The 19729-nt window shown below is 64.7% G+C and carries 16 protein-coding genes; 3 read left to right on the top strand and 13 right to left on the bottom strand.

The features are described from left to right. Positions 1-31: 31 nt before the first annotated feature. The 4 genes from C1876_RS07305 to C1876_RS07290 form a co-directional block, all read right to left on the bottom strand. Complete coding sequence (locus C1876_RS07305) at positions 32-799, bottom strand: enoyl-CoA hydratase/isomerase family protein (RefSeq protein ID WP_114546061.1); 768 nt, start codon at positions 797-799, stop codon at positions 32-34. Between the two features lie 21 nt (positions 800-820). Then, positions 821-2920, bottom strand: coding sequence for an oxidoreductase (locus C1876_RS07300; protein WP_114546060.1), 2100 nt, complete (start codon positions 2918-2920; stop codon positions 821-823). A 30-nt stretch (positions 2921-2950) separates the two neighbouring features. Beyond that, the gene (locus tag C1876_RS07295) at positions 2951-4210 is read right to left on the bottom strand and encodes an MFS transporter (RefSeq protein WP_114546059.1); all 1260 of its coding nucleotides are present in this window, start codon (positions 4208-4210) and stop codon (positions 2951-2953) included. Between the two features lie 144 nt (positions 4211-4354). Beyond that, positions 4355-5596, bottom strand: a complete 1242-nt coding sequence (locus C1876_RS07290; protein WP_114546058.1) for a CaiB/BaiF CoA transferase family protein — start codon at positions 5594-5596, stop codon at positions 4355-4357. A gap of 129 nt (positions 5597-5725) precedes the next feature. Here C1876_RS07290 and C1876_RS07285 point away from each other — a divergent pair, with 129 nt between their 5' ends. Next, a complete protein-coding gene (locus C1876_RS07285) occupies positions 5726-6487 on the top strand; it encodes an Hsp70 family protein (protein WP_114546057.1) in 762 nt (253 codons plus the stop codon). Positions 6488-6581: 94 nt separating this feature from the next. Here the strand turns inward: C1876_RS07285 and C1876_RS07280 are convergent, their stop codons facing one another. Together C1876_RS07280 and C1876_RS07275 are read right to left on the bottom strand one after the other, a co-directional pair. Next, positions 6582-7856 (bottom strand): MFS transporter, encoded by a 1275-nt coding sequence (locus C1876_RS07280; RefSeq protein WP_114546056.1) that lies wholly within the window; start codon positions 7854-7856, stop codon positions 6582-6584. Between the two features lie 109 nt (positions 7857-7965). Beyond that, complete coding sequence (locus C1876_RS07275; protein ID WP_114546055.1) at positions 7966-9210, bottom strand: CoA transferase; 1245 nt, start codon at positions 9208-9210, stop codon at positions 7966-7968. 195 nt (positions 9211-9405) lie between these two features. On the opposite strand from C1876_RS07275, the gene C1876_RS07270 reads away from it, so the two are divergent. After that, positions 9406-10212, top strand: a complete 807-nt coding sequence (locus tag C1876_RS07270) for a gamma-glutamyl-gamma-aminobutyrate hydrolase family protein (RefSeq protein ID WP_114546054.1) — start codon at positions 9406-9408, stop codon at positions 10210-10212. Between the two features lie 161 nt (positions 10213-10373). Then, positions 10374-11483, top strand: a complete 1110-nt coding sequence (locus C1876_RS07265) for a 3-oxoacyl-ACP synthase III family protein (protein WP_114546053.1) — start codon at positions 10374-10376, stop codon at positions 11481-11483. A gap of 89 nt (positions 11484-11572) precedes the next feature. Here the strand turns inward: C1876_RS07265 and C1876_RS07260 are convergent, their stop codons facing one another. The 7 genes from C1876_RS07260 to C1876_RS07230 all read right to left on the bottom strand — a co-directional run bounded on the left by C1876_RS07260 (position 11573) and on the right by C1876_RS07230 (position 19712). After that, a complete protein-coding gene (locus C1876_RS07260) occupies positions 11573-12172 on the bottom strand; it encodes a biotin transporter BioY (protein WP_114546052.1) in 600 nt (199 codons plus the stop codon). A 114-nt stretch (positions 12173-12286) separates the two neighbouring features. Then, positions 12287-13795: an MATE family efflux transporter gene (locus tag C1876_RS07255; RefSeq protein ID WP_114546051.1), complete on the bottom strand. Its 1509-nt coding sequence runs from the start codon at positions 13793-13795 to the stop codon at positions 12287-12289. Positions 13796-13914: 119 nt separating this feature from the next. Continuing rightward, positions 13915-14679, bottom strand: coding sequence for a biotin--[acetyl-CoA-carboxylase] ligase (locus C1876_RS07250; RefSeq protein WP_244910076.1), 765 nt, complete (start codon positions 14677-14679; stop codon positions 13915-13917). A gap of 107 nt (positions 14680-14786) precedes the next feature. Beyond that, positions 14787-16094 (bottom strand): dihydropteroate synthase, encoded by a 1308-nt coding sequence (gene folP, locus C1876_RS07245; protein WP_114546050.1) that lies wholly within the window; start codon positions 16092-16094, stop codon positions 14787-14789. Then, positions 16091-18295, bottom strand: a complete 2205-nt coding sequence (gene ftsH / locus C1876_RS07240) for an ATP-dependent zinc metalloprotease FtsH (protein WP_244910073.1) — start codon at positions 18293-18295, stop codon at positions 16091-16093. The genes folP and ftsH overlap by 4 nt, the downstream gene beginning before the upstream one ends. Positions 18296-18304: 9 nt before the next feature. Further along, the gene (gene hpt / locus C1876_RS07235; protein WP_114546049.1) at positions 18305-18847 is read right to left on the bottom strand and encodes a hypoxanthine phosphoribosyltransferase; all 543 of its coding nucleotides are present in this window, start codon (positions 18845-18847) and stop codon (positions 18305-18307) included. 205 nt (positions 18848-19052) lie between these two features. After that, positions 19053-19712, bottom strand: a complete 660-nt coding sequence (locus tag C1876_RS07230) for a Maf family protein (protein ID WP_114546092.1) — start codon at positions 19710-19712, stop codon at positions 19053-19055. Between the last annotated feature and the right edge of the window lie 17 nt (positions 19713-19729).

Here is a 19729-nt window from a genome sequence, read left to right as displayed (position 1 = left end):
ATTCGTGCGTCGCGGCTCCGTTGCTCGGGGCTCAGCGGGCAAACTTCTCCATCGTGGCGGCGTATGCCTTCGTCGTGGTGCAGAACGGCGACGCCGTCGACTCGGCTTCCAGGCAGGCCTCCAGCGAGCTGTCGGCAAGCGCGTTCATGATGTTCTTCGTGATCTGGATGGACGCGTCGGGCATGGCCGCCAGCTCGCGCGCGAACGCAAGCGTCTCCTCCTCGAGGGTGGCGGCGGGGAACACGCGGTTCACGAGCCCCCATGCCTGCAGCTGCTGCGCGGGAATCTTGCCGCCGAAGAACAGCAGCTCCTTGGCGCGCTGCGGCCCCACGAGATCGGGCAGCAGCTTCATCATGCCCATCTCGGGGATAATGCCGATCTGGCAAAACGCCGGCACGAACAGCGCGCGGTCCGATGCGCACACGAGGTCGGACGCGCACGCCAACGCGAACGCGCCTCCCACGGCGTAACCGTCCACCATGGCCACGACGGGCTTGGCGATGGTGCGCATCGTGCGCACCACGCTCAGGTAGCGGCGCAACGTTTTCCGCGCGCCCTCCGGGCCGGGTTCGAGGGCGGGACCCTGGTTGAGGTCGCCGCCGCTCGAGAAGTCCTGCCCGGCGCCGCGCAGCACCACGACGCGCACGTCGTTGGCGTCGTCGGCGGCACGCAGCAGGGCGTCCAGCTTGCCCATCATGTCGCCGGACAGCGCGTTCTTCTTGCGCGGTTGGTTGAGGTACAGCACCTCGATGCCGTCGTCTGCCCGCTCGGCGTAGACGACGTCCTTCTCTTCAGACATAGTTCGATTGCTCCTTTCGGGCTACAGCGCGCAGGCGGCGCGATACCCCATCTTGGTGGCATCGGCAATGCGGCCGGGCGTTTCGCAGTCGCCCACGAGGTACACCGCGTTCACGAGCGGCTTCAACGCCTCTCCCAGCTCATGGTTCTCGTCGAGGCCGAGCGTGACCGCCACCGTCTTCGCAGGGATGAACAGCTCGCGCTCGTTGCCGTCGGCATCGGTTTGCACGGCCTTCACGCCGTCGTCGGTGATGGCCACGACGCGCGTGAGCGGGTACAGCTCCACGTTCTCTGCCTTCTTGAATCCGCTGATCAGGCCGAAGCGGTCGGAACCGCCCACGTCGAAGCCCACCTTCTTGCGCTCTTCGATGATGGCCGTGGTGCGCCCCGTCTCCATGCACAGGTGGCCGAACTCGCAGCCCGGCAGGCCGCCGCCGATGATGGCGACGCTGCGCCCGATGGGCCACGGCGACTTTTCCGTCATGGTGCGGGCGAACGACGGCGTGTAGTACATGCTGAGGAACAGCGAGCCTGCGCCCCACATGAAGTTGTTGAACGCACCCTGCTTGCCCGCCGGCTTATGGCCGTTGATCATCTCGAGGAAGTCGTGCGACGTGACCACGTTCTTGCCGTCGCCGCCGGGCACGTCAAGCCCGATGGGGCTGCCGCCCACGGCAACGATCACCGCATCGGGCTTCGCCGTACGCACCACGGCGGGCGTCACCTTCGTCTTGAAATGCAGGGTGATCTCGGGGTGCTTCTTCACCTGTGTGATGAGGTAGTCCAGGTATCGCTCGTGGTAAGGGCTGAAGATGGAGCTCATCTTCACGCAGCCGCCGAGGCGCGGCCCCTCCTCGTACAGGTCGACGGTGTGGCCGCGCTGCGCGGCGGTGAGCGCCGCGTTGATGCCGGCCGGCCCCGACCCCACCACCATGACCTTCTTGCGCTGCGCCGCTTTCGGGAAGGCTTCGTGGTCGAGCTCTTCGCCCAAACGCGCGTTCACGCCGCAGTAGTTCAACGGTTTGCCGGAGCTCACCACGTCGTCCAGGCAGCGGCAGCACACGATGCACAGGCGCATGTCGTCGGTACGATCTTCCATCACCTTGCGCGGCAGCGCCGGGTCGGCAATGCTGTAGCGCAGTCCGGCCACCACGTCGAGCTTGCCGTCTTGCAGGTTCTGCTCCATCACGCGCGGGTCGGTGTTGCGGTACCCCTGTGCCACCGGCTTCTTCGCCACGGTCTTGATCTGCTGCGACACGAACGTCCAGTGGCCGTCCTCGATCGCCTTCGTGGTAAGCGGCTCGCTGGTTTCGTGCCACCCCACCGCGAGGTCGTGCAGATCGCACCCGGCTTCTTCCAACATCGGGGCGATGAGCAGGGATTCCTCCATGGAAAGGCCCGCACCCGCCGGGCTCTTGATGAAGTCGATGGGCGACCACCGCACCACGATGGGGAAATCGGGTCCCACCACGGCGCGCGTGCCGCGAATGACTTCAAGCGTGAGCCGCACGCGGTTCTCGAGGCTGCCGCCGTACTCGTCGGTGCGGTTGTTCGTGGCCAACGCCATGAAGCGCGACAGGATGCCGCCGACGCCGGCCATGACCTCGATGGCGTCGAACCCGGCCTCCTTGCACACGCGCGCCGCGTTGAAGAACTGCTGCTTGAACGCCTCGATCTGCTCGAGCGACATGGCGCGGAAGCCGCCCATGAACTTGAGGATGGCGATGTCGGAGGGGCCGTAGGGACCTTCCGGCGTCTCGGCATCGGGCTTCCAATCGTGCACGCAATAGGGCTGCGCGCAGATGAGGCCGCCGTGCTTGTGCACCGGCTCCACCATATAGGTGCGCAGGTCGGGGATGCAGCTATCGTCGTAGCAGCTGGGCAGCTCGTGGATGTGCGCGGGGTCGATCTCGTTGCGCTTCCAGGAGCAGATGGTTTGGATGATGAGCGCCGTCTTGCCTTCGGCGCGCTCTTCCAGGTAGTTCGCCAGGCGTTGCGTGGGACGGTTGTCCTTCGTCACGTATCCGGCGCCCGGCGACATGGACGTGGTGATCAGACGGTTCTGCAGCGTAATGCCGTTCACCTGCAAGGGCGATCCGAGTAAGGGGTACAACGTGCTCATAGTGAAACTTCCTCTTCCTTTCGAGTGCGATTACTTTCCGCTGCGCTTCCACGCCTTCTGAGAGAGCGACAGGGTAATGGGAACCAGGACGACGGCCAGCAGGTACAGGGCGATGACCAGGATGAAGCACAGGTCGAACGAGCCGGTGGTGTCGTAGATCATGCCGTACACCAAGAACGAGATAGCCGTTGCGATGAAGATGCCCGTGGACACCCAGGAGTAGATTTGCGAGTAGTTGAGCGAACCGAAGGCCGCGCGCGCCAGCATGGGCGCGATGACCGTGAGACCTGCGTAGCCGCCGCCGAAGATGACCATGCCCGCGTAGAACAGCGCGATGTTCTCGCCGGCGATGTAAGCCAACAGGATGCCGATGGCGCCGCACGCCGCGGCGATGATGCCCGTGAACTTGACGCCGATCTTGTCGTTGAGCGCGCCGAGCAGCAGCTTGAACACCACGCCGCCCACCATGATGATGGACACGGCCATGGCGCCGGCGCCGGCTCCCAACGCTCCGTGCGCGCAGAACGCGGGAATCTGCTGGAAGAAGGCCGCGCACATGACGAAGATGCAAGCTACGAGAATGAGCAGGTAGAGGCCGGGCGACTTGATGGCCTGGGCAACCGTGGCGCCCTCATCGACCGCGGCCACCGCGCCCGCGGACGAATCGCGCTCGTCGGCGCCGAACGGCAGCAAGCCCATCACGGACGGGTCCTTGCGCACGAACGCCACCGTGAGCGCCACCGACAGCACGGTGGTCACGAGCGACAGCGCCGCGCGCGCCGTCTGCCATCCGAACTGGTTGATAAGCTCCTGGCCAACCGGGCTTGCGACCGCCGCCAAGATGGACAGCACCGCCGCCGTGATGCTGATGGCCAGACCCGCGCTCTTCTTGAACCATGCGTTGATGAGCACGGGGGCCGCCAGGTACATGAAGAAGGCCGACGTCACGCCGAACACCACGCCGTACAGGTTCCACTGCCACAGCTCGGTGGCGTACGCGCTCGCGAACGACGCCAGGCCGAACGCCGCCGACACCGCGGCCAGAATCCACCGCGGGTTGTACTTCCCCATCAGCTTGCCGGCGATGGGTGCGCACACGGCCGCGACGAGCGGCTGGATGGTGCGGTACATGGTGGTGTCGGTTTGCGTCCATCCGAACTGGTCCATGACGGGCGCGACGAAGATGCCCGACGTGTTGCCGATGATGCCGGTGGGAATGGAGTAGAAGCCGATACAACCGATTACGACGAGCCAAGCCCACACGGCTCCTTTGGTACGCGCAGTGCCCATATCCTCATCTCCTTGTCTCAAAACCCCCTGAAACTTCCGATGAAGAACACGAAGCAAATACCGTGCCAAGTTGGCCGATGGGGGAAGAGGCGCGCGCCCGTTCCCCCATCGGCCCGGCGATGCCCTCCGAAGGGGCGGCGCCTTCTACCCGAAGGGCCCGTTCTCCTTCTTGAGCAGCTTTTCGTCGTAGAGGGCGGCCACTTCCTCGGGCGAAGCCCCCAGCTCTTCGAGGATATCCTCGTTGTCGGCGCCCACCAGCGGCATGCCGCGCCATATCTGACCCGGGTTGTTCTTCAAACGCGGCACGACGTTGACGCCGCGCACGGTTTCGTCGTCGAACGAGTTCTTCCACTGCGTGAAGCTCTCGCGCGCCTGATAGTGCGGGTCGCGCTCCGCCATCTCGAACGTATAAATGCGGCTGCACGGCACGCCGGCATCGAGCATGAGCTGCTCGGCCTCCTCGGCGGTGTGCTGCTTGAAGAACGCCTCCATCGCCTCTTCCAACACGACGCCCGCCTCGCTGCCGAACGAGATAACCGGCGTGCCCTCGGGGAACAGCTCGCTGCCGTACTCAAGCCCGAACAGCGGCAACGCCGCGCGCACCACGCCGGGACCCAGGATGAGCGTGTAGATGGGCACGCCGTCCTTGCAGATGTAGGTGCCGTACCCCGCGCTCGACGTGCTGTGCGAGCCTTCGCGCACGGGAAGCGCGCCCGTGTTCAAATAGTTCAGTGCGTAGAAGCCCTCGCAGCGCAGCATGGCCTCGTACTGCGCCACGTCCACGCTATCGCCCTTGCCCGTGCGTTGCGCGTTGATGTAGCCTGCCAGCGCGCCAATGCTGGCCATGAACCCCGCGTAGTAGTCCGACACCTGCGGAAATGCCAGCACGGGAAGCCTGTCGGGGTAGCCGTTCATCTCCATGAAGCACCCGTAGGCCTGCCCGATGCCGTCGAACGAGGCGCGCGACACGTAGGCCGGGTCGCCCGTTTGCCCGAAGCCGGAAATGTGCGCGATGGTGAGCTTCGGGTTGATGTCCCACAGAGCCTCGTCGGTCATGCCCCACTTCGCCATCTGCCCGCCGCGAAAACCGTCCACGAGGATGTCGGCCTGCTTGAGCAGCTCGAAGAACCACGCGCGACCGGCGCCGTCCTTCACGTTCATGCACAGCGAGCGCGTGTTGCGCCGCTCCATCTGCGTGCCCCATCCCTGCAACGCCTCGTTCGTGGGACGCGACGTGTCGCGACCGCGCGGGCTTTCCACGCCGATGACCTCGGCACCCAAGTCGGCCAGCAGGCTGCAGGCGAACGGACCGGCAATGGCCATCGTGAGGTTGACCACCTTCACCCCTTGCAGCGGGCCGAATTTCGGGCATTCCTGTGCTTTCATATGCTTCCTCCTTCTTGGCGATGCCACCTGAGAGCGGCTACGAAGGCCACCTGCAAAAATGATGCCAACCTGGCATGATATTTGCAGGCGAACGCACCAAGGAATCCGAACAATGCAGGAGGAGCGACCATGGCGAACAAAGCTTCCGACCTCTATCAGAATATGGTGCGCGTTGACGAACCCGAGGCGCGCGTGCACCTCGACCTTCCCGACGGCCTGTTGCCGCTCGCGCTCAACGTGGAGCTTCCCGGAGGCTACGTGTCCGAGGTGGTACCCTGTGGCGTGCGCCTGCCCTACGCCACCACCACGATGTTCTCCACGGCCGACTCGTTCCAGATGGCGGCCGAGTTCCACGTCCTCATGGGCAACCGCCCGCTCGCGCGCGACGGCATCGAGCTGTGCCGCATCCGCGTGCGCAACATCAAGTGGAGCGGGGCCGGCGTGCCGCAAATCGAGCTGCGGTTCGAGCTCGACGCAGCGGGCCTCTTAACCGTTTCGGCCGCCAACCTCGATCGCAGCAACGCCGAAATCGTCGTGTTCACCGCCGGCGACGAAGTCACCCAGAACGACATACAGCAGGCCCTCGCCGATGCGCAGGAGCACGAGGCGGCCGACAAGGCCACGCGGGCGCTCATTCAGCAGATGCTCGACAGCTTCGCGCTCATCGGCGCCACGAACGACTACTACAGCGCGGCGAAGAAGAAGATGACCTACGCCGGGAAGAGCGCCTACAAGCAGGCGCGCAAGCGCCTTGAGAAAGCGCTCAGCGTGGAACCGAGCGCCGCCGACGAGGCCTCCGTCGCAGAGCTCAACGCCGCGCTCGAAGCGTTCCGCGAGCAACGGCAGTCCATCCTGCCGATATACAAGCAAGTGATGAGCTGGTACGCGTAGCACCCCCCCCCCCCGGCGTTGCGCCGGGCCCGCACCACACGAACGGGCCGCCCGAGGGCGGCCCGCTTGCGTGCTGGGGTTGTACGTACGTGCCTTACTTCTTGGCCCAGGAGCGACGGCCCATCGGGACGATAACCAGCGAGCAGATGAGCGTGACCACGTAGAAGCCGATGATCAGCCAGAAGCAGCCGGCGAACGATCCGGTGATGTCGAAGATCTGAGCGTAGATGATGGCCGAGAAGCCGGAGAACACGTTGAGGCCCGTCGCCACCATCGAGAAGATGTTGGCGTAGTCTTTCTGGCCGAATGCCTGACGGCATGCCATAGGCGGCACGATGTTGAGTGCGGCGAAGCCGATGCCGAACAGGAACACGCCCACGTAGAACATCATGGCGCTGTCAACGCTGAACAGCACGATGGCAATGCCGAGCGCGCCGAAGATGCTGGCCACGACGCCGGAGATGCGGGCGCCGGTGTGGTCGCACAGCCAGCCCAGACCGAACTTGCCGAACAGCTGGCCGATCATGCACACGGTCACGCCCAGCGCGCCAACCGCAGCGCCGAGGGCGCCGGTGGAAGCGTAGGACGAGAACTGCTGCATCATGCCAGCGGCCACCACGAAGAAGCCGGCCATGATGATGAGCAGCCACAGCGCCGGGTTCTTGCGCGCCTGAGCGGCGGTAACGCCCTCGTCGGCGGACACTTCGATAACGGATTTCGCATCGGACTTCGCAGCCGCAACCTCAGCGGAGCCGTATCCCCAGGGCAGCACGCCCATCTTTTCAGGCGACTCGCGCAGCAGCGCCGCCGTGAGCACCACCGAAGCCACCAGCGCGATGACGCTGATGATGATACGGGCAGTGTGCCAGCCGTATCCGCTGATCCAGCCCTGGATGACGGGGCTCATGAACGCGCCGATAAGCGATGCGCACACGCCGATGGTGCCGATGACGGTGCCGTTGCTCTTCGCGAACCACCGGTTGATGAACGTCGGCGTGGCGATGTACATCCAGAACGCGGCGGACGCGCCGTACAGCACGCCGTAGACGTTCCACTGCCACGGCTCGGTGAACCAGGCGCAGGCCAGCGAGGCCAGGCCGAACACGGCGGCGGCCGCAGTCATCACCCAACGCGGGTTGAAGCGCGAGATGAGCTTGCCGGCGAACGGCGTGCAGATGGCAGCCACCCACGGCTGGATGGTCATGTACAGCGTCGCATCGGTGCGCGACCAGCCGAATTCTTCCATAACCGGCGTCGCGAACAAGCCGGCCTGGTTGGCGACGACGCCAAGCGGGATAGCGTAGAAGGCTACGCAGGCGATAGCGATCGCCCAAGCGTAGTTGCTGCCCTTCATTGTTTCAGTTCCCATAGTGCCTCCTTAGTTGAACTTTGAATCCCCAACGCCATAACGATGAGCAAAAAGCATGCCATCGTTAGGGCGCTCGGGGGTTCCCCTTTCCTTTTCGCGCGCGGTCTCGCTACTCGCCTTTGCGCAGCACCCCCTTCCCGTACAGCAGCTCGACTTCTTCCTCCGAGTAACCGAACTCTTCGAGCACGTCCCTCGTGTCGGCGTCGTACTTCGCGCCGCCGCGCACGATCTTGCCGGGATGCTTCTTGAAGCGCGGAATCATGTTCACCTGCTTGATGGTTTTCTGCGTGATCTCGTCGTAGCAGTCGACGAACACCTCGCGCGCCTGGTAGTGCGGGTCGTTCAGCATCATCTCGTACGTCATGTGGGGGCTCACCGCCACGCCCATCTGGCCGAATATCTGGTTGACCTCTTCAACCGTGTGCTCCTCGCACCAGCTGTCGAGCGCAGCGCGGAACTTGGCCGCGCGATCGGGCAGCGGCTCGTCGAGGCTCTTGCAGCCCGGCTTGCGCGTGATGGAGGGGTAGGTGCCGAGCGGCTGGAAGTCGGGATCGTCGGCGAATCCGAAGAACTCGACGAGCTTCTTCACCGGACCGGCACCGCCCACCGCCACCTGGCAGTAGCCGTCCTTGCACTTCTGCGCGCCGGCGCAGGCGCCCACGAGATCTTCGTTGCCGATGCGCGTGGGCTGAATGCCGTGGTTGATGCCGTCCGACAGCGTGGCGCCCTGCAGGCGCACGAGCGCCTCGAACTGGCAGCAGTCGATGGACTCGCCCTCGCCCGTCTCGCGCGCGCGGATGACCGCGGCCAAGGTGGCCCATGCGCCCATGAGGCCCGTCATGAAGTCGCCCGTGAAGGGCTTCGTCACGCTCGGCGGGCTATCGGGGAAGCCGTTGAGGTTCGAGTATCCCGAAAACGCCTGGCCGATGGGGTCGAACGACGCCTTGCGCACGTAGTCGGGGTCGCCCCAGTTGCCGAAGCCCGAAATGTGCAGGATGACGAGCGCCGGATTGGACTCCCACAGCACCTCGTCGGTGAGCCCCCACTTTTCCCACGTGCCGCCCTTCGACGACTCCACCAGCACGTCGGCCCACTTCACCATCTGCAGCAGAATCTCCTTGCCCTCGGGCGAGGGGATGTTGAGCGTCATCATGCGCTGATTGCGACGGTCCACCGACCACGCGTCGCCGTACATGCGGTACATATCGGGAGCAACCGTGCTTTCCAGCTCGATAACGTCCGCGCCCTGCTCGGCGAACAGCTCGCAGACGAACGGCGCCGCGATAACCGCGCCGGCATTGAGCACCTTCAAGTTCTGCAAGTTGCCGAACTTGGGGCGATCCGATGACTTCATATGCCTACCTCCTTGGTTTCAGGTTCTCATCGTGCGTCGCTCGCTCGCATGCGCGCCAAGCGACAACCATCTCTGGCCCTTCAGTAGCAACTACCGTGCCAGTTTTCCTTTTATGGAATTGCCGCGCTGTGCTCCGTTTTGAGGTGACAGGTTTCGTATGCTGCTGTCAAAACGGCAAGCGAAGGATGGGGACGCATGATCATCGGGATTACGACGACGTTCGTGGAAGAGGAGCGCGAGGGCGAAGTGGTGCCCGTCGAACGGGTGACGGTGGAGTACGTCCGACGCGTGGCGGCAACCGGAGCCGTGCCGGTGCTGTTGCCGCCGGTGGCGGGCGGCGCGGACGAGAACCGGCGCGCCGCGCGCGAGCTGGTGGAGCGCCTGGACGGCCTCGTGCTGGCCGGAGGCGGGGACATCAACCCCGCCGCGTACGGCGACGAGACGCGCATGGCGGAAACCACCTACGTCTTCGACGAGCGCGACGCCCTTGAGCTGGAGCTTGCGCGGCTCGCGCACGAGCACGACCTGCCCACGCTGGGCATCTGCCGCGGCATGCAGGTGATGAACGTGGCGTTGGGCGGCACGCTCTACCAGGACGTGCACGCCTGCGGCATCACCGATTTCAAGCATCAGCAGAAGCCGCCCCACGACAGGATGCCGCAGCGCGTGGACATCGCGCCGGGCAGCCGCCTCGAGCAGGTTTTGTGCGGCGGCGCAGGCGACGGCATGGTGCCGGGATGCAAAATCGGGTGGCCCGTGGCGCTCGAGACGGGCGCGGGCGAGGGATTCCCCGTGTCGTGCTCGCGCTCGGTGAACTCGATGCACCATCAGGCGCTTGCCGTGGTGGCTCCCGCCCTGCTGGTGAGCGCCGTGAGCGGCGACGGCCTCGTGGAAGGCGTGGAAGACCCCTCGCGCCGCTTCTTCCTCGGCGTGCAGTGGCACCCGGAATACCTTGACAGCGACACGGCCCTCTTCGAAGCCCTGGCCGAGGCCGCCGGGTAAGACCCGCCGAATGTTTGACGTGAAACATTCGTTCCCTTCGCACGCGTCCGCCTCCTCCCGCCCTCCTTCCCTCCTTTGTGAAGGTCGCTTGGGTTTCGCGCAGGGCCCGCTCGCGGTGCTATAATCCATTTAGTTTGATTATCAAAGCATTAAGGAGCAGCATGGGCAGCACGATCATCGGATGCGGAAAGTCACTCCCGAAGCTCGAGGTGGCCAACGACGACCTGAAAGCACTGGTGGACACGAACGACGAGTGGATCAGCTCGCGCACGGGTATCCGAACCCGTCACGTGGCCGTTGAGGAAACCGCAACCGACCTGGCCGAAGCCGCCGCGCGTCAAGCGCTCGGCCTCGACGCGGGCGGTTGGTGCGAGGGGTCGGCCGTCGATCCGTCCACCATCGACCTCGTCATCTTCGCCACCATCACGCCCGACGTGACCGTGCCCTCCGCCGCCGGTCTGCTGCGTCGCCGTCTCGGCCTCGAGCACGCCATCGCCTTCGACCTGAACGCCGCCTGCACGGGCTTCGTGTACGGCCTCACCGTGGCCGAGTGCATGATGGCCGGCTCGGCCGCCGGCGCACCGGGCGCCGCGGGTCGCAACCCCATTCGCCGCGCGCTGGTCGTGGGCGCCGAGCGCCTCACCCGCGTGACGAACTGGAGCGATCGCAACACCTGCGTGCTGTTCGGCGACGGCGCCGGCGCGGCCGTGCTGGAATGGGACGAGAGCCGCCCCGGCATCATGAGCAGCTTCATCACGAACGCCGACGACGACACCAATGCCCTCACCTGCGCCTTCGCCATCGACGCACCCATCCCGTTCAGCGCCGACGGCGTGACCCCCGAGCGCATCGAAGACGCGGCGCTCGCGCACGTCGACCAGGAGCTGAACATCGCCGAACTCGTGGAAGCCGGTGAGCCGCGTCAAGTGCTGCGCATGGACGGCCCCAAGGTGTTCAAGTTCGCCGCCGAGGCCATGACCACCGCCGTGCACGTGGCGCTCGACCGTGCGGGCGTATCGCTCGACGACGTGGCGTGCATCGTGCCTCATCAGGCGAACGAGCGCATCATCAAGTACGCCGCCAAGAAGCTCGGCCGTCCCCTCGACTTCTTCCAGCTGTCCATCGACCACACCGGCAACACGTCGGCCGCAAGCCTGCCCATGGCCCTGAGCGACGCCTACGCTGACGGCCGCATCAAGCGCGGCGACAAAGTGGTGCTCGTCGCCTTCGGCGGCGGCTTCACCTCCGGCGCGGTGCTCATCGAGGCATAACGCCTCTTCCCCATCGAATGTTTCACGTGAAACATTCGTTCGTGTTGCATCACGCAAAACGGGCACCTGCGGGTGCCCGTTTTCATGTCCTAGCGCTTCGGCAACGCGCGCTTCACCGCCTGCGCGCACAGCACCGCCGCAACCGCTTTCAGCACGTCGGGAATCGCGAAGGGCGCGATGGTCACCGCGAAGGCGGCCGCCATGTCGACACCCGTCACCAGCGCATACTGGAAGCAGCCGCACACGTACGTGATCACGATGAACGCGAGGCACGCCGCCATGTCGATGGCGAACGCCTTCGGTCCGACCGTCTTCTGCGTCTCGCCGCCCGTCACGCGCCGCAGGGCCGCGCGCACCGCCAACGCCGCAAGCGCGCCCAGGACATACCCCCACAAATAGCCGCCCGTCGGACCCGCCAGCATGCCGATGCCGCCGCGCATGCCCGAGAACATCGGCAGCCCGATAGCCCCCAGCACCAGATACCCGAGGATGGCCGCCATGCACTGCTTCGGCGTGAGCACCATGATGGCGAACATGAGCGCGAACATCTGCAGCGTCAGCAGCACGGGGCCAAACGGAATGGCCACCCACGCCGACACGCCCATAATGGCAATCGTCAACCCCACGAACGCGATCGAGCGCGTGCGCGACGCGCCCATCGAACCTTGCTTCACCTTGCTTGCCTCCATACGATGCTTCCTTTCCGTTCGGTCGCACCGCACTATAAGCAAACCCCGCAGCATTGTGAACTACGGGGTTTGCATAAGGGTGACAATGAGCGCCGCAGGGCGCGGCGGAGCGGGCTAGAACTTCGCCTGCAGCTCGCCGCTCTTGAGCTTCTTCAGGCGTCCCATTTCCAAAATGATGAATACCACGGTGGTGAAGATGGCCAGGAAGTCGGAGATGGGCGCGGCGAAGTACAGCGCATCGAGGCTGGTGAACTGCGGGAACCACTCCGGGAGCACCATCGGCAGCACGATGAGCAGCGGCACGAGGAACAAAATCTGGCGCGTCAGCGACAGGAAGATGGACTTGAGCGGCTGACCCGTTGCCTGGAAGTAGTTCGAGCCCACAATCTGAAAGCCGATGAACGGCAGCATGAGCAGCTGCACCTTCAAGGCGAACACGGTGAAGTCGCGCAGCGTTTCGTTCGTAATGCCGAAGAACCCGACGATCTGCTCCGGGAACAGATGCACGAGCGACCACAGCACCACGCCGATGGCCGTCGCGCCGAAGATGCCGTACCACAGCGTCTTCTTCACGCGCTCGAACAGGTGCGCGCCGAAGTTGAAGCCGAGCAGCGGCTGAATGGCGATGGACATGCCGATGAGCGGCAGCACCGAGAACATGGCCACGCGCTGCACCACGCCGATGGACGCGAGCGCGCCTTCGGCCCCGAGCGGGCTCATGGCACCGTACATGTTCAGCAGGTTGTTCAGCACGAAGTTCACCACGGCCATGCCCGCCTGCACGGCGAAGCTTGCCAGGCCGAGCGAGAGGATGAGGCGCACGGTGCGCGTATGCAGCGGCATGAAACGCAGGTGCAGCTTCATGGGCACGTTCTTCGTGATGGTGAAGTACCACAGCACGGTGGCACACGAGATGGCCTGGCCGCACACGGTGGCCAGCGCGCTACCCTGCACGCCCCAGCCCAGCACCATGACGAACAGGAAGTTGAAGATGGTGCACGACACGGCGCCGATGATCATGGTGCCCAGCGCGCGGTTCGGCGCGCCGGCCGTACGGATGAAGTTGTTCACGCCCATGCCGATGCACTGGAACACGAAGCCCAACGCGATGATCTGGATGAACGAGCGCGCGTACTCCCAGTCTTCGGGGGTGGCGCCCGACACGCTGAGCAGGCCGTTCACGCACGCGGGAATGAACATGGCCACCGCCACGATCACCGCGAACACGATGGACAGGCACACGGTGTTGCCCAGGCTGCGCTCGGCTTCCACGCGGTTGCCCTCACCCATGCGCAGCGCGGCAAGCGCGTTGCCGCCGTTGCCCACCAGCATGGCGATAGCCATGAACACGGTCATGATGGGCATGGCAACCGTGGCGGTTGCGAGACCGATTTCGCCCATGGCCTGCCCGAGAAATACGGAGTCGATAACGTTGTACGCGCCGTTGACCAACATGCCCAAGATGGACGGGATGGCGAATTCCACGATGAGGCGCGGGATGGACGCCGTGCCCATGCGGCTTACTTTATCGTCGCGAGCGGGACGTTTCGGGTCCATGCCCACGGGGGCTCCCGTGCTTTCTTCTGCCAGGTCAAGGATGGGGTTCGTTGCTTCTGCTGCCATGCGTTCGTCGCTGCCTTTCCGCTTCTCTGATTCTGAGGAACGGCATATTGTAACCTGTACGAAAACAGCACGTAATCATGGGCTTCATATACATAATTCATACACAAACAAGCGTGCGTTTATACGAGGTGGGCCTCCCCCGAGCACACGGGAATCTCGGCCCCGGTTTCGTCGTGCAGCAGGAGGCGTCCCCAGGCATCGACGCGTTCCACCGTGCCCGCCGACAGCGTCGCACCGGATCGGTCCACCACGCTCACGGAGCGGCCGAGCAGGCTCGCATGCGCGTTGAACTCGTCCACCAAGGGGGCGAAGCCGTCGCTTGTCCACGCATCGTACAAGGGAGCGAACGCGGTGAGGAAGGCTTCGAGCACATCCTCGATGGAAACCGGGGAGCTCATCAGGTCGCTCACGTACGCGGCGCGGTTCTTGCCACCCACGTCGGGGCGCTCGGCGGGCGGCACCACGTTCACGCCCACCCCCACGCACACGCCGCCGCCGTGCGCCTCGAGCGAGATGCCGCAGAGCTTCGAGTACGCTTCATCACGTACAGATGTTTCACGTGAAACATTCTGCGCGACCACCACGTCGTTCGGCCACTTGATTTTGACGCGTTCCGCGGCGCCCGCATCAACGAGGGAAGCAACGGCCCGCCGCACGGCCATGCCCACGACGAGACTCAACGTGGGCAGGATGACCGCGTTCACGTCCGGCCGCAGCAAGAGCGAGCAATAGAGACCGCCCTCGGGACTCGTCCACGCGCGCCCCTGCCGCCCGTATCCCGCCACCTGTCGTCGCGCGCACACGACAAGCCCTTCGGCTTCGCCCGCATCGAGCGCCCGCTTGACCTCGGAGTTGGTAGAGGGAGTTTCATCAAGAGAAAGGATGCGGAAGGAAGAAGCGCCCCCGCATCCCCTTATTGCGCCGGGCGTGCGCGGTGCAGGTCCCGAAGAGCCCTCCCCGGCGCAATAGGGGGATGCGACCGGCGCATCCCTCACAACCGAACGCTCTTCCCTACGGTCACGTGCTCTTCCGTCACGGGCGCGCCATCGGCGAGCACGTGTCCCGGCATGATTTCCAGCAGCGGCTTCACCACGAAGTCGCGCTCGAGCACACGGGGGTGCGGCAGGGTGAGCACGTCGGTGTCCACGACGTACAGCTGGTAGTCCAGAATGTCCAGGTCGCAGGTGCGCGGGCCGTTCTCCACGGTGCGCACGCGGCCCAGGCTGTTCTCGACGGCGTGGAGGTAACCCAGCAGCTCCTTCGGCGGGATGCCCGTGCGCAGCAGCACCACGGCGTTGACGAACGGGTCCTGATCGAGAAAGTAGGCAGGTTCGCTCTCGTAGAAGCTGGAAATGTCGACGATCTGCGAGTCGGGCAGCGAGCACAGCTCGGTGATGGCCTGGTTGAGCATGGCCAGCTTGCCCTCGCGTTCCTCGCCGGGCGATGCAACCAGCGGCACGTTGCATCCCATGCCGATGAGCGCGTACGGGCGCAGCCCCTCGAGCGCCGCAACCGTCGCTGCCACGTTGTGCGTGCGCACCACGCTCGCTCCCAGCTCGCAGGCCATGAGCGCTTCGGTAGCCGACACTTCGTCGCGCGCGGCAGGCTCATCGATGTGATAGGCCCATCCCAGGAAACTCTTGCGCGACACAGCCACCATGACGGGATAGCCGAGGCGCACGAACTCCTGGAAGTTGCGCACCAGCTCGAGCGTCTGCGACGGCGTCTTGCCGAAGCCAGGGCCCGGGTCGATGCAGATGCGGTCGTGCGCAACGCCCGCAGCCTCAAGCTCGGCTGCGCGCGTGCGCAGCCATTCCCGCACGTCAACAACCACATCGTCGTACGCCGGCGCGTTCTGCATCGTCGAGGGGTCGCCCTGCATGTGCATGATTACCAGGCCGCAGTCGCTTTCACGTACGGCGTCCACCATAGCCGGATCGCGGAACCCGGACACGTCGTTCACGACGGACGCGCCCGCATCCACGCACGCGCGCGCCACATCGGCGTGCCGCGTGTCGATGCTCACGCACACGTCGCGCGCGGCCAGCGCTTCCACCACGGGCAGCACGCGCGCGAGTTCTTCGTCAACGCTCACCGGGGCGGCGCCGGGACGGGTGGACTCCCCGCCCACGTCGATGATGCGGGCACCTTCCTCCAGCATGCGGTCGGCATGCGCGAGCGCGGCATCGAGCGCGTTATGCTGTCCGCCGTCGGAGAAGGAATCGGGGGTAACGTTGAGGATGCCCATAACGATGGGCATCCTCGTGTCGAATTCATAGGTTGAGCAGCGCCAGATCATCGTGCGGTCTCGTCGCCTTCCTGTTTGGGGGCTTCCTGCGGGTCGGTTCCCTCAGCCTCGTCGGACGGCTCGCGGAAGGGCGGATTCGGGTCCTGATCGCCCGGCTCCACCGGCTCTTCCTTCCAGTTCGGATCGGCCAGCTTCGCATCGCGCTCGCGCGCCGCACGCTCTTCGGCTTCCTTGGCGGCAATGATGTCGCTCTCGTGGTTCAGGTACTCGTCCCACGTGTTGTCCAGCAGGGCCTGGCAGGCCTCGCCTTCCACCGTCTCGCGCTCGAGCAGCACGTTCGCCATAAGATCCATCTGCTCGCGATGGCTGCTGAGGATCTCGTAGGCGCGATCGTGCGCATCCTTCATGATGCGGGCAACCTCGTCGTCGATGCGCTTCGCCGTCTCCTCCGAGTAGTCCTGCGTGTTGCCGTAGTCGCGGCCCAGGAACACTTCGTGGTTCGGCTGGCCGAACACCTGCGTGCCCAGCTCGGCGCTCATGCCGTACTGCGTGACGATGGCGCGGGCCATCTTCGTGGCGCGCTCGAGGTCGTTCGATGCGCCCGTGGTGATGTCGTCGCAGAAGATTTCCTCCGCCACGCGACCGCCCATGAACACGGCCAGCTCGTCGCGCATCTCGCCGAGCGAGTTGAGCACCTTGTCCTCCTTGGGGATGGACAGCGTGTAGCCCAGCGCACGGCCGCGCGAGATGATCGAGATCTTGTGCACGGGATCGGCGTGCGGCAGCGAGTGACCCACCAGGGCGTGACCGCTCTCGTGGTACGCGATGGTGTGCTTCGTCTGCTCGTCGAGCACGCGGCCCTTGCGCTCCGGTCCGGCAATGACGCGCTCCATGGACTCGGACACTTCCTGCTGCGTGATGATCTTCTTGCCACGACGCGCCGTGAGCAGCGCCGATTCGTTCATGAGGTTCGCCAGGTCGGCGCCGGTGAAGCCCGGCGTGAGCTTGGCCACCTTCGTCAGATCGACGTCGCTGCCGATGGGCTTGTCCTTCGAGTGCACCTGCAGGATCTTCTCGCGGCCCTTCACGTCGGGGGCGTCCACCACAATCTGGCGGTCGAAACGGCCGGGACGCAGCAGCGCCGGGTCAAGGACATCGGCACGGTTCGTGGCGGCGATGAGCACCACGGAGTCGTTGCTCTCGAAGCCGTCCATCTCAACGAGCAGCTGGTTGAGCGTCTGCTCGCGCTCGTCGTGACCGCCGCCGAGGCCGGTACCGCGCTGACGGCCAACCGCGTCGATCTCGTCGATGAAGATGATGGCCGGACTGGCGTCCTTCGCCTGCTGGAACAGGTCGCGCACACGGGACGCGCCCACGCCGACGAACATTTCCACGAAGTCGGAGCCAGAGATGCTGAAGAACGGCACGCCTGCCTCGCCGGCGACAGCGCGCGCAAGCAGCGTCTTGCCGGTGCCCGGAGGGCCTACCAGCAAGCAGCCGCGCGGAATCTTCGCGCCCATGGACTGGTACTTCGCAGGGTTCGCGAGGAAGTCCTTGATCTCCTGCATTTCCTCGACGGCCTCGTCCACACCGGCAACGTCGGTGAACTTGACGTCCGGACGCTCCTCGATGGATTTCTTCGTCTTGGCCTTGCCGAAGCTCATCTGCGAGTTGTTCGCCTTCTGCATCTGCGAGAAGAAGAACAGCAGCACGAGCGCAATCAGGCCGATGGGCAGCAGCGTGCCAAGCAGCTCAAGGAAGGGGCTCGGCAGCGACACCTCGTAGGGAATGTTGGGATGGGCAGCCATGAGGTCGCCCAGCGAACCGCCGTAGTAGGTGGACGTGAAGTTGTGAGGCTCACCCAGCGTGGCCGGCTTGATGTCGGTGGTGCCCACGCCGCCAAGCGCCTTGCCCGTCTCGGGGCTCTTCAGCGTGGCCATGCGCGCGTTGAGCGCCTGGAAGGCCTCGTTGAAGGCGTCGGCGCCGGTGGACCCGGCCGTGATGGCGGGATAGTACGAACCCGACACCGTGTAGTCGCCGGCGTTGTACACCACCTTCGTGGCGCGATCCTGCTCAACCGCCTGCACGAACTCCGAGGTGATGAGGCGGTCGGTGGGCGTGGCGCTCGTGGAGGACATGTTCATGAACTGCTGGCCCACGAAGAAGGCCACCAGCATGAACAGAATGACCGAGATGATGGTCGTCCGCGGACTGGGTTGCTGGAACTGCGATTGTTTGTTTGGCTGTGGCATAGTTCCTCTTTAGTAGACTTCCGGCTTCAAGATGCCGATGTAGGGCAGATTGCGGTACCGCTCCGCAAAATCCAGCCCGTATCCCACGATGAATTCGTCGGGGCACTCGAAACCTATATATTTGCAGTCGATCTTCGCCTGTGCGAGCGTCTTCTTCCTCAGAAGCGTGGCCACTTCGAGCGAGGCCGGACGACGCGACGCCAGGTTTTTCAGCAAGTACGTCAGGGTAAGCCCAGAGTCGAGGATGTCCTCGGCGATGACAACGTGACGACCCTCGATCTCGGAGGACAAGTCCTTCAGGATGCGCACGACGCCGGAGCTTTTGGCCCCGTTGCCGTACGACGAGATGGCCATGTAGTCCATCTCGCAGGGAAGCTCGATTTGACGCGCGAGGTCCGCCATGAAGATGGCGGCGCCGCGCAGTACCGATATGAGGACGATGCCCTCGTCTGCTGCGTCGGCGTAATCACGGGTGATTGCTGCACCGATTTCGCTCACACGATCTGCGATCTGCTCTTCGGTGAACAGAATCTCCGAAATGTCGTTGTGCACGTTCCTAACCTCTTCATCGCGTTTGCATCTGCCATCGTCCCTGATCGAAGTACGTGATCAGAGGGCGAAAGCGTCACGCTTACCTTGAGTTCGGTTAGTGTACCATTGCCGTCACGGGAAAAGGAGACGATACGGTAACGCCAGCCCACATGCCACGATTTTTACATTTCACCGTGGGAACTGGGACAATAGGCTACCGAAACCGTTAGGCCACCGGACCGACAAGGTCGGGGAACTCCTTGAGCAGACGGGTGACGGGCAGGCCGATGACGGTGTCCAGCGCGCCATCCACGCGCGCGACGAGATCGGCGCCGGCGCCCTGCACGGCGTAGGCGCCCGCCTTGTCGAACGATTCGCCTTTGCGCAGGTAATCGGCAATCTGCTCGTCGGTGAGCTCGTGGAACGTCACAGCCGACCGATCGACGAACGTGCGGAAACCGAGCGAGATCTTCTCGGGCTCGGGAGCAGCCACCATCCACACCGACACGGCGGTGAGCACCTCGTGCGTGCGCCCCGACAGGCGACGCAGCATGCGCTTCGCGTCGGAAAGGCTCACGGGTTTGCCGAAGATTTCGCCCTCGCACACCACCATGGTGTCCGCGCCGATGACGGCGGCCATGCCGATGTAGTCCTCGGCCAGCACTTCCTGCACCACGGCACCGGCCTTGCGTTCGGCCAGCTTCTTGCACGCCTCGGGCGGGTCGGCCAACAGGTCGGGCTCAAGGGTTTCGTCCACGTCGGATGCGTGCACGACGAAGCGCACGCCGGCGTCCGCAAGCAGCTGCTTGCGACGCGGAGACGCGCTTGCCAGCACCACATCAAGGGCGGGCATCGCGTCAGTTTGAGTGTTCTCTTCGTTTTCCATGCCCCGCATTGTAACGC

It is taken from the genome of Eggerthella sinensis (assembly GCF_003339815.1).
Lineage (GTDB): Bacteria > Actinomycetota > Coriobacteriia > Coriobacteriales > Eggerthellaceae > Eggerthella > Eggerthella sinensis.
This window is presented reverse-complemented; position numbering and strand designations above follow the sequence as displayed.

Excerpts from the sequence above, each read along its gene's own strand:
- C1876_RS07305 (WP_114546061.1), bottom strand. The coding sequence starts at position 799 with ATGTCTGAAGAGAAGGACGTCGTCTACGCCGAGCGGGCAGACGACGGC.
- C1876_RS07300 (WP_114546060.1), bottom strand. The coding sequence starts at position 2,920 with ATGAGCACGTTGTACCCCTTACTCGGATCGCCCTTGCAGGTGAACGGC.
- C1876_RS07295 (WP_114546059.1), bottom strand. The coding sequence starts at position 4,210 with ATGGGCACTGCGCGTACCAAAGGAGCCGTGTGGGCTTGGCTCGTCGTA.
- C1876_RS07290 (WP_114546058.1), bottom strand. The coding sequence starts at position 5,596 with ATGAAAGCACAGGAATGCCCGAAATTCGGCCCGCTGCAAGGGGTGAAG.
- C1876_RS07285 (WP_114546057.1), top strand. The coding sequence starts at position 5,726 with ATGGCGAACAAAGCTTCCGACCTCTATCAGAATATGGTGCGCGTTGAC.
- C1876_RS07280 (WP_114546056.1), bottom strand. The coding sequence starts at position 7,856 with ATGGGAACTGAAACAATGAAGGGCAGCAACTACGCTTGGGCGATCGCT.
- C1876_RS07275 (WP_114546055.1), bottom strand. The coding sequence starts at position 9,210 with ATGAAGTCATCGGATCGCCCCAAGTTCGGCAACTTGCAGAACTTGAAG.
- C1876_RS07270 (WP_114546054.1), top strand. The coding sequence starts at position 9,406 with ATGATCATCGGGATTACGACGACGTTCGTGGAAGAGGAGCGCGAGGGC.
- C1876_RS07265 (WP_114546053.1), top strand. The coding sequence starts at position 10,374 with ATGGGCAGCACGATCATCGGATGCGGAAAGTCACTCCCGAAGCTCGAG.
- C1876_RS07260 (WP_114546052.1), bottom strand. The coding sequence starts at position 12,172 with ATGGAGGCAAGCAAGGTGAAGCAAGGTTCGATGGGCGCGTCGCGCACG.
- C1876_RS07255 (WP_114546051.1), bottom strand. The coding sequence starts at position 13,795 with ATGGCAGCAGAAGCAACGAACCCCATCCTTGACCTGGCAGAAGAAAGC.
- folP (WP_114546050.1), bottom strand. The coding sequence starts at position 16,094 with ATGATCTGGCGCTGCTCAACCTATGAATTCGACACGAGGATGCCCATC.
- ftsH (WP_244910073.1), bottom strand. The coding sequence starts at position 18,295 with ATGCCACAGCCAAACAAACAATCGCAGTTCCAGCAACCCAGTCCGCGG.
- C1876_RS07230 (WP_114546092.1), bottom strand. The coding sequence starts at position 19,712 with ATGGAAAACGAAGAGAACACTCAAACTGACGCGATGCCCGCCCTTGAT.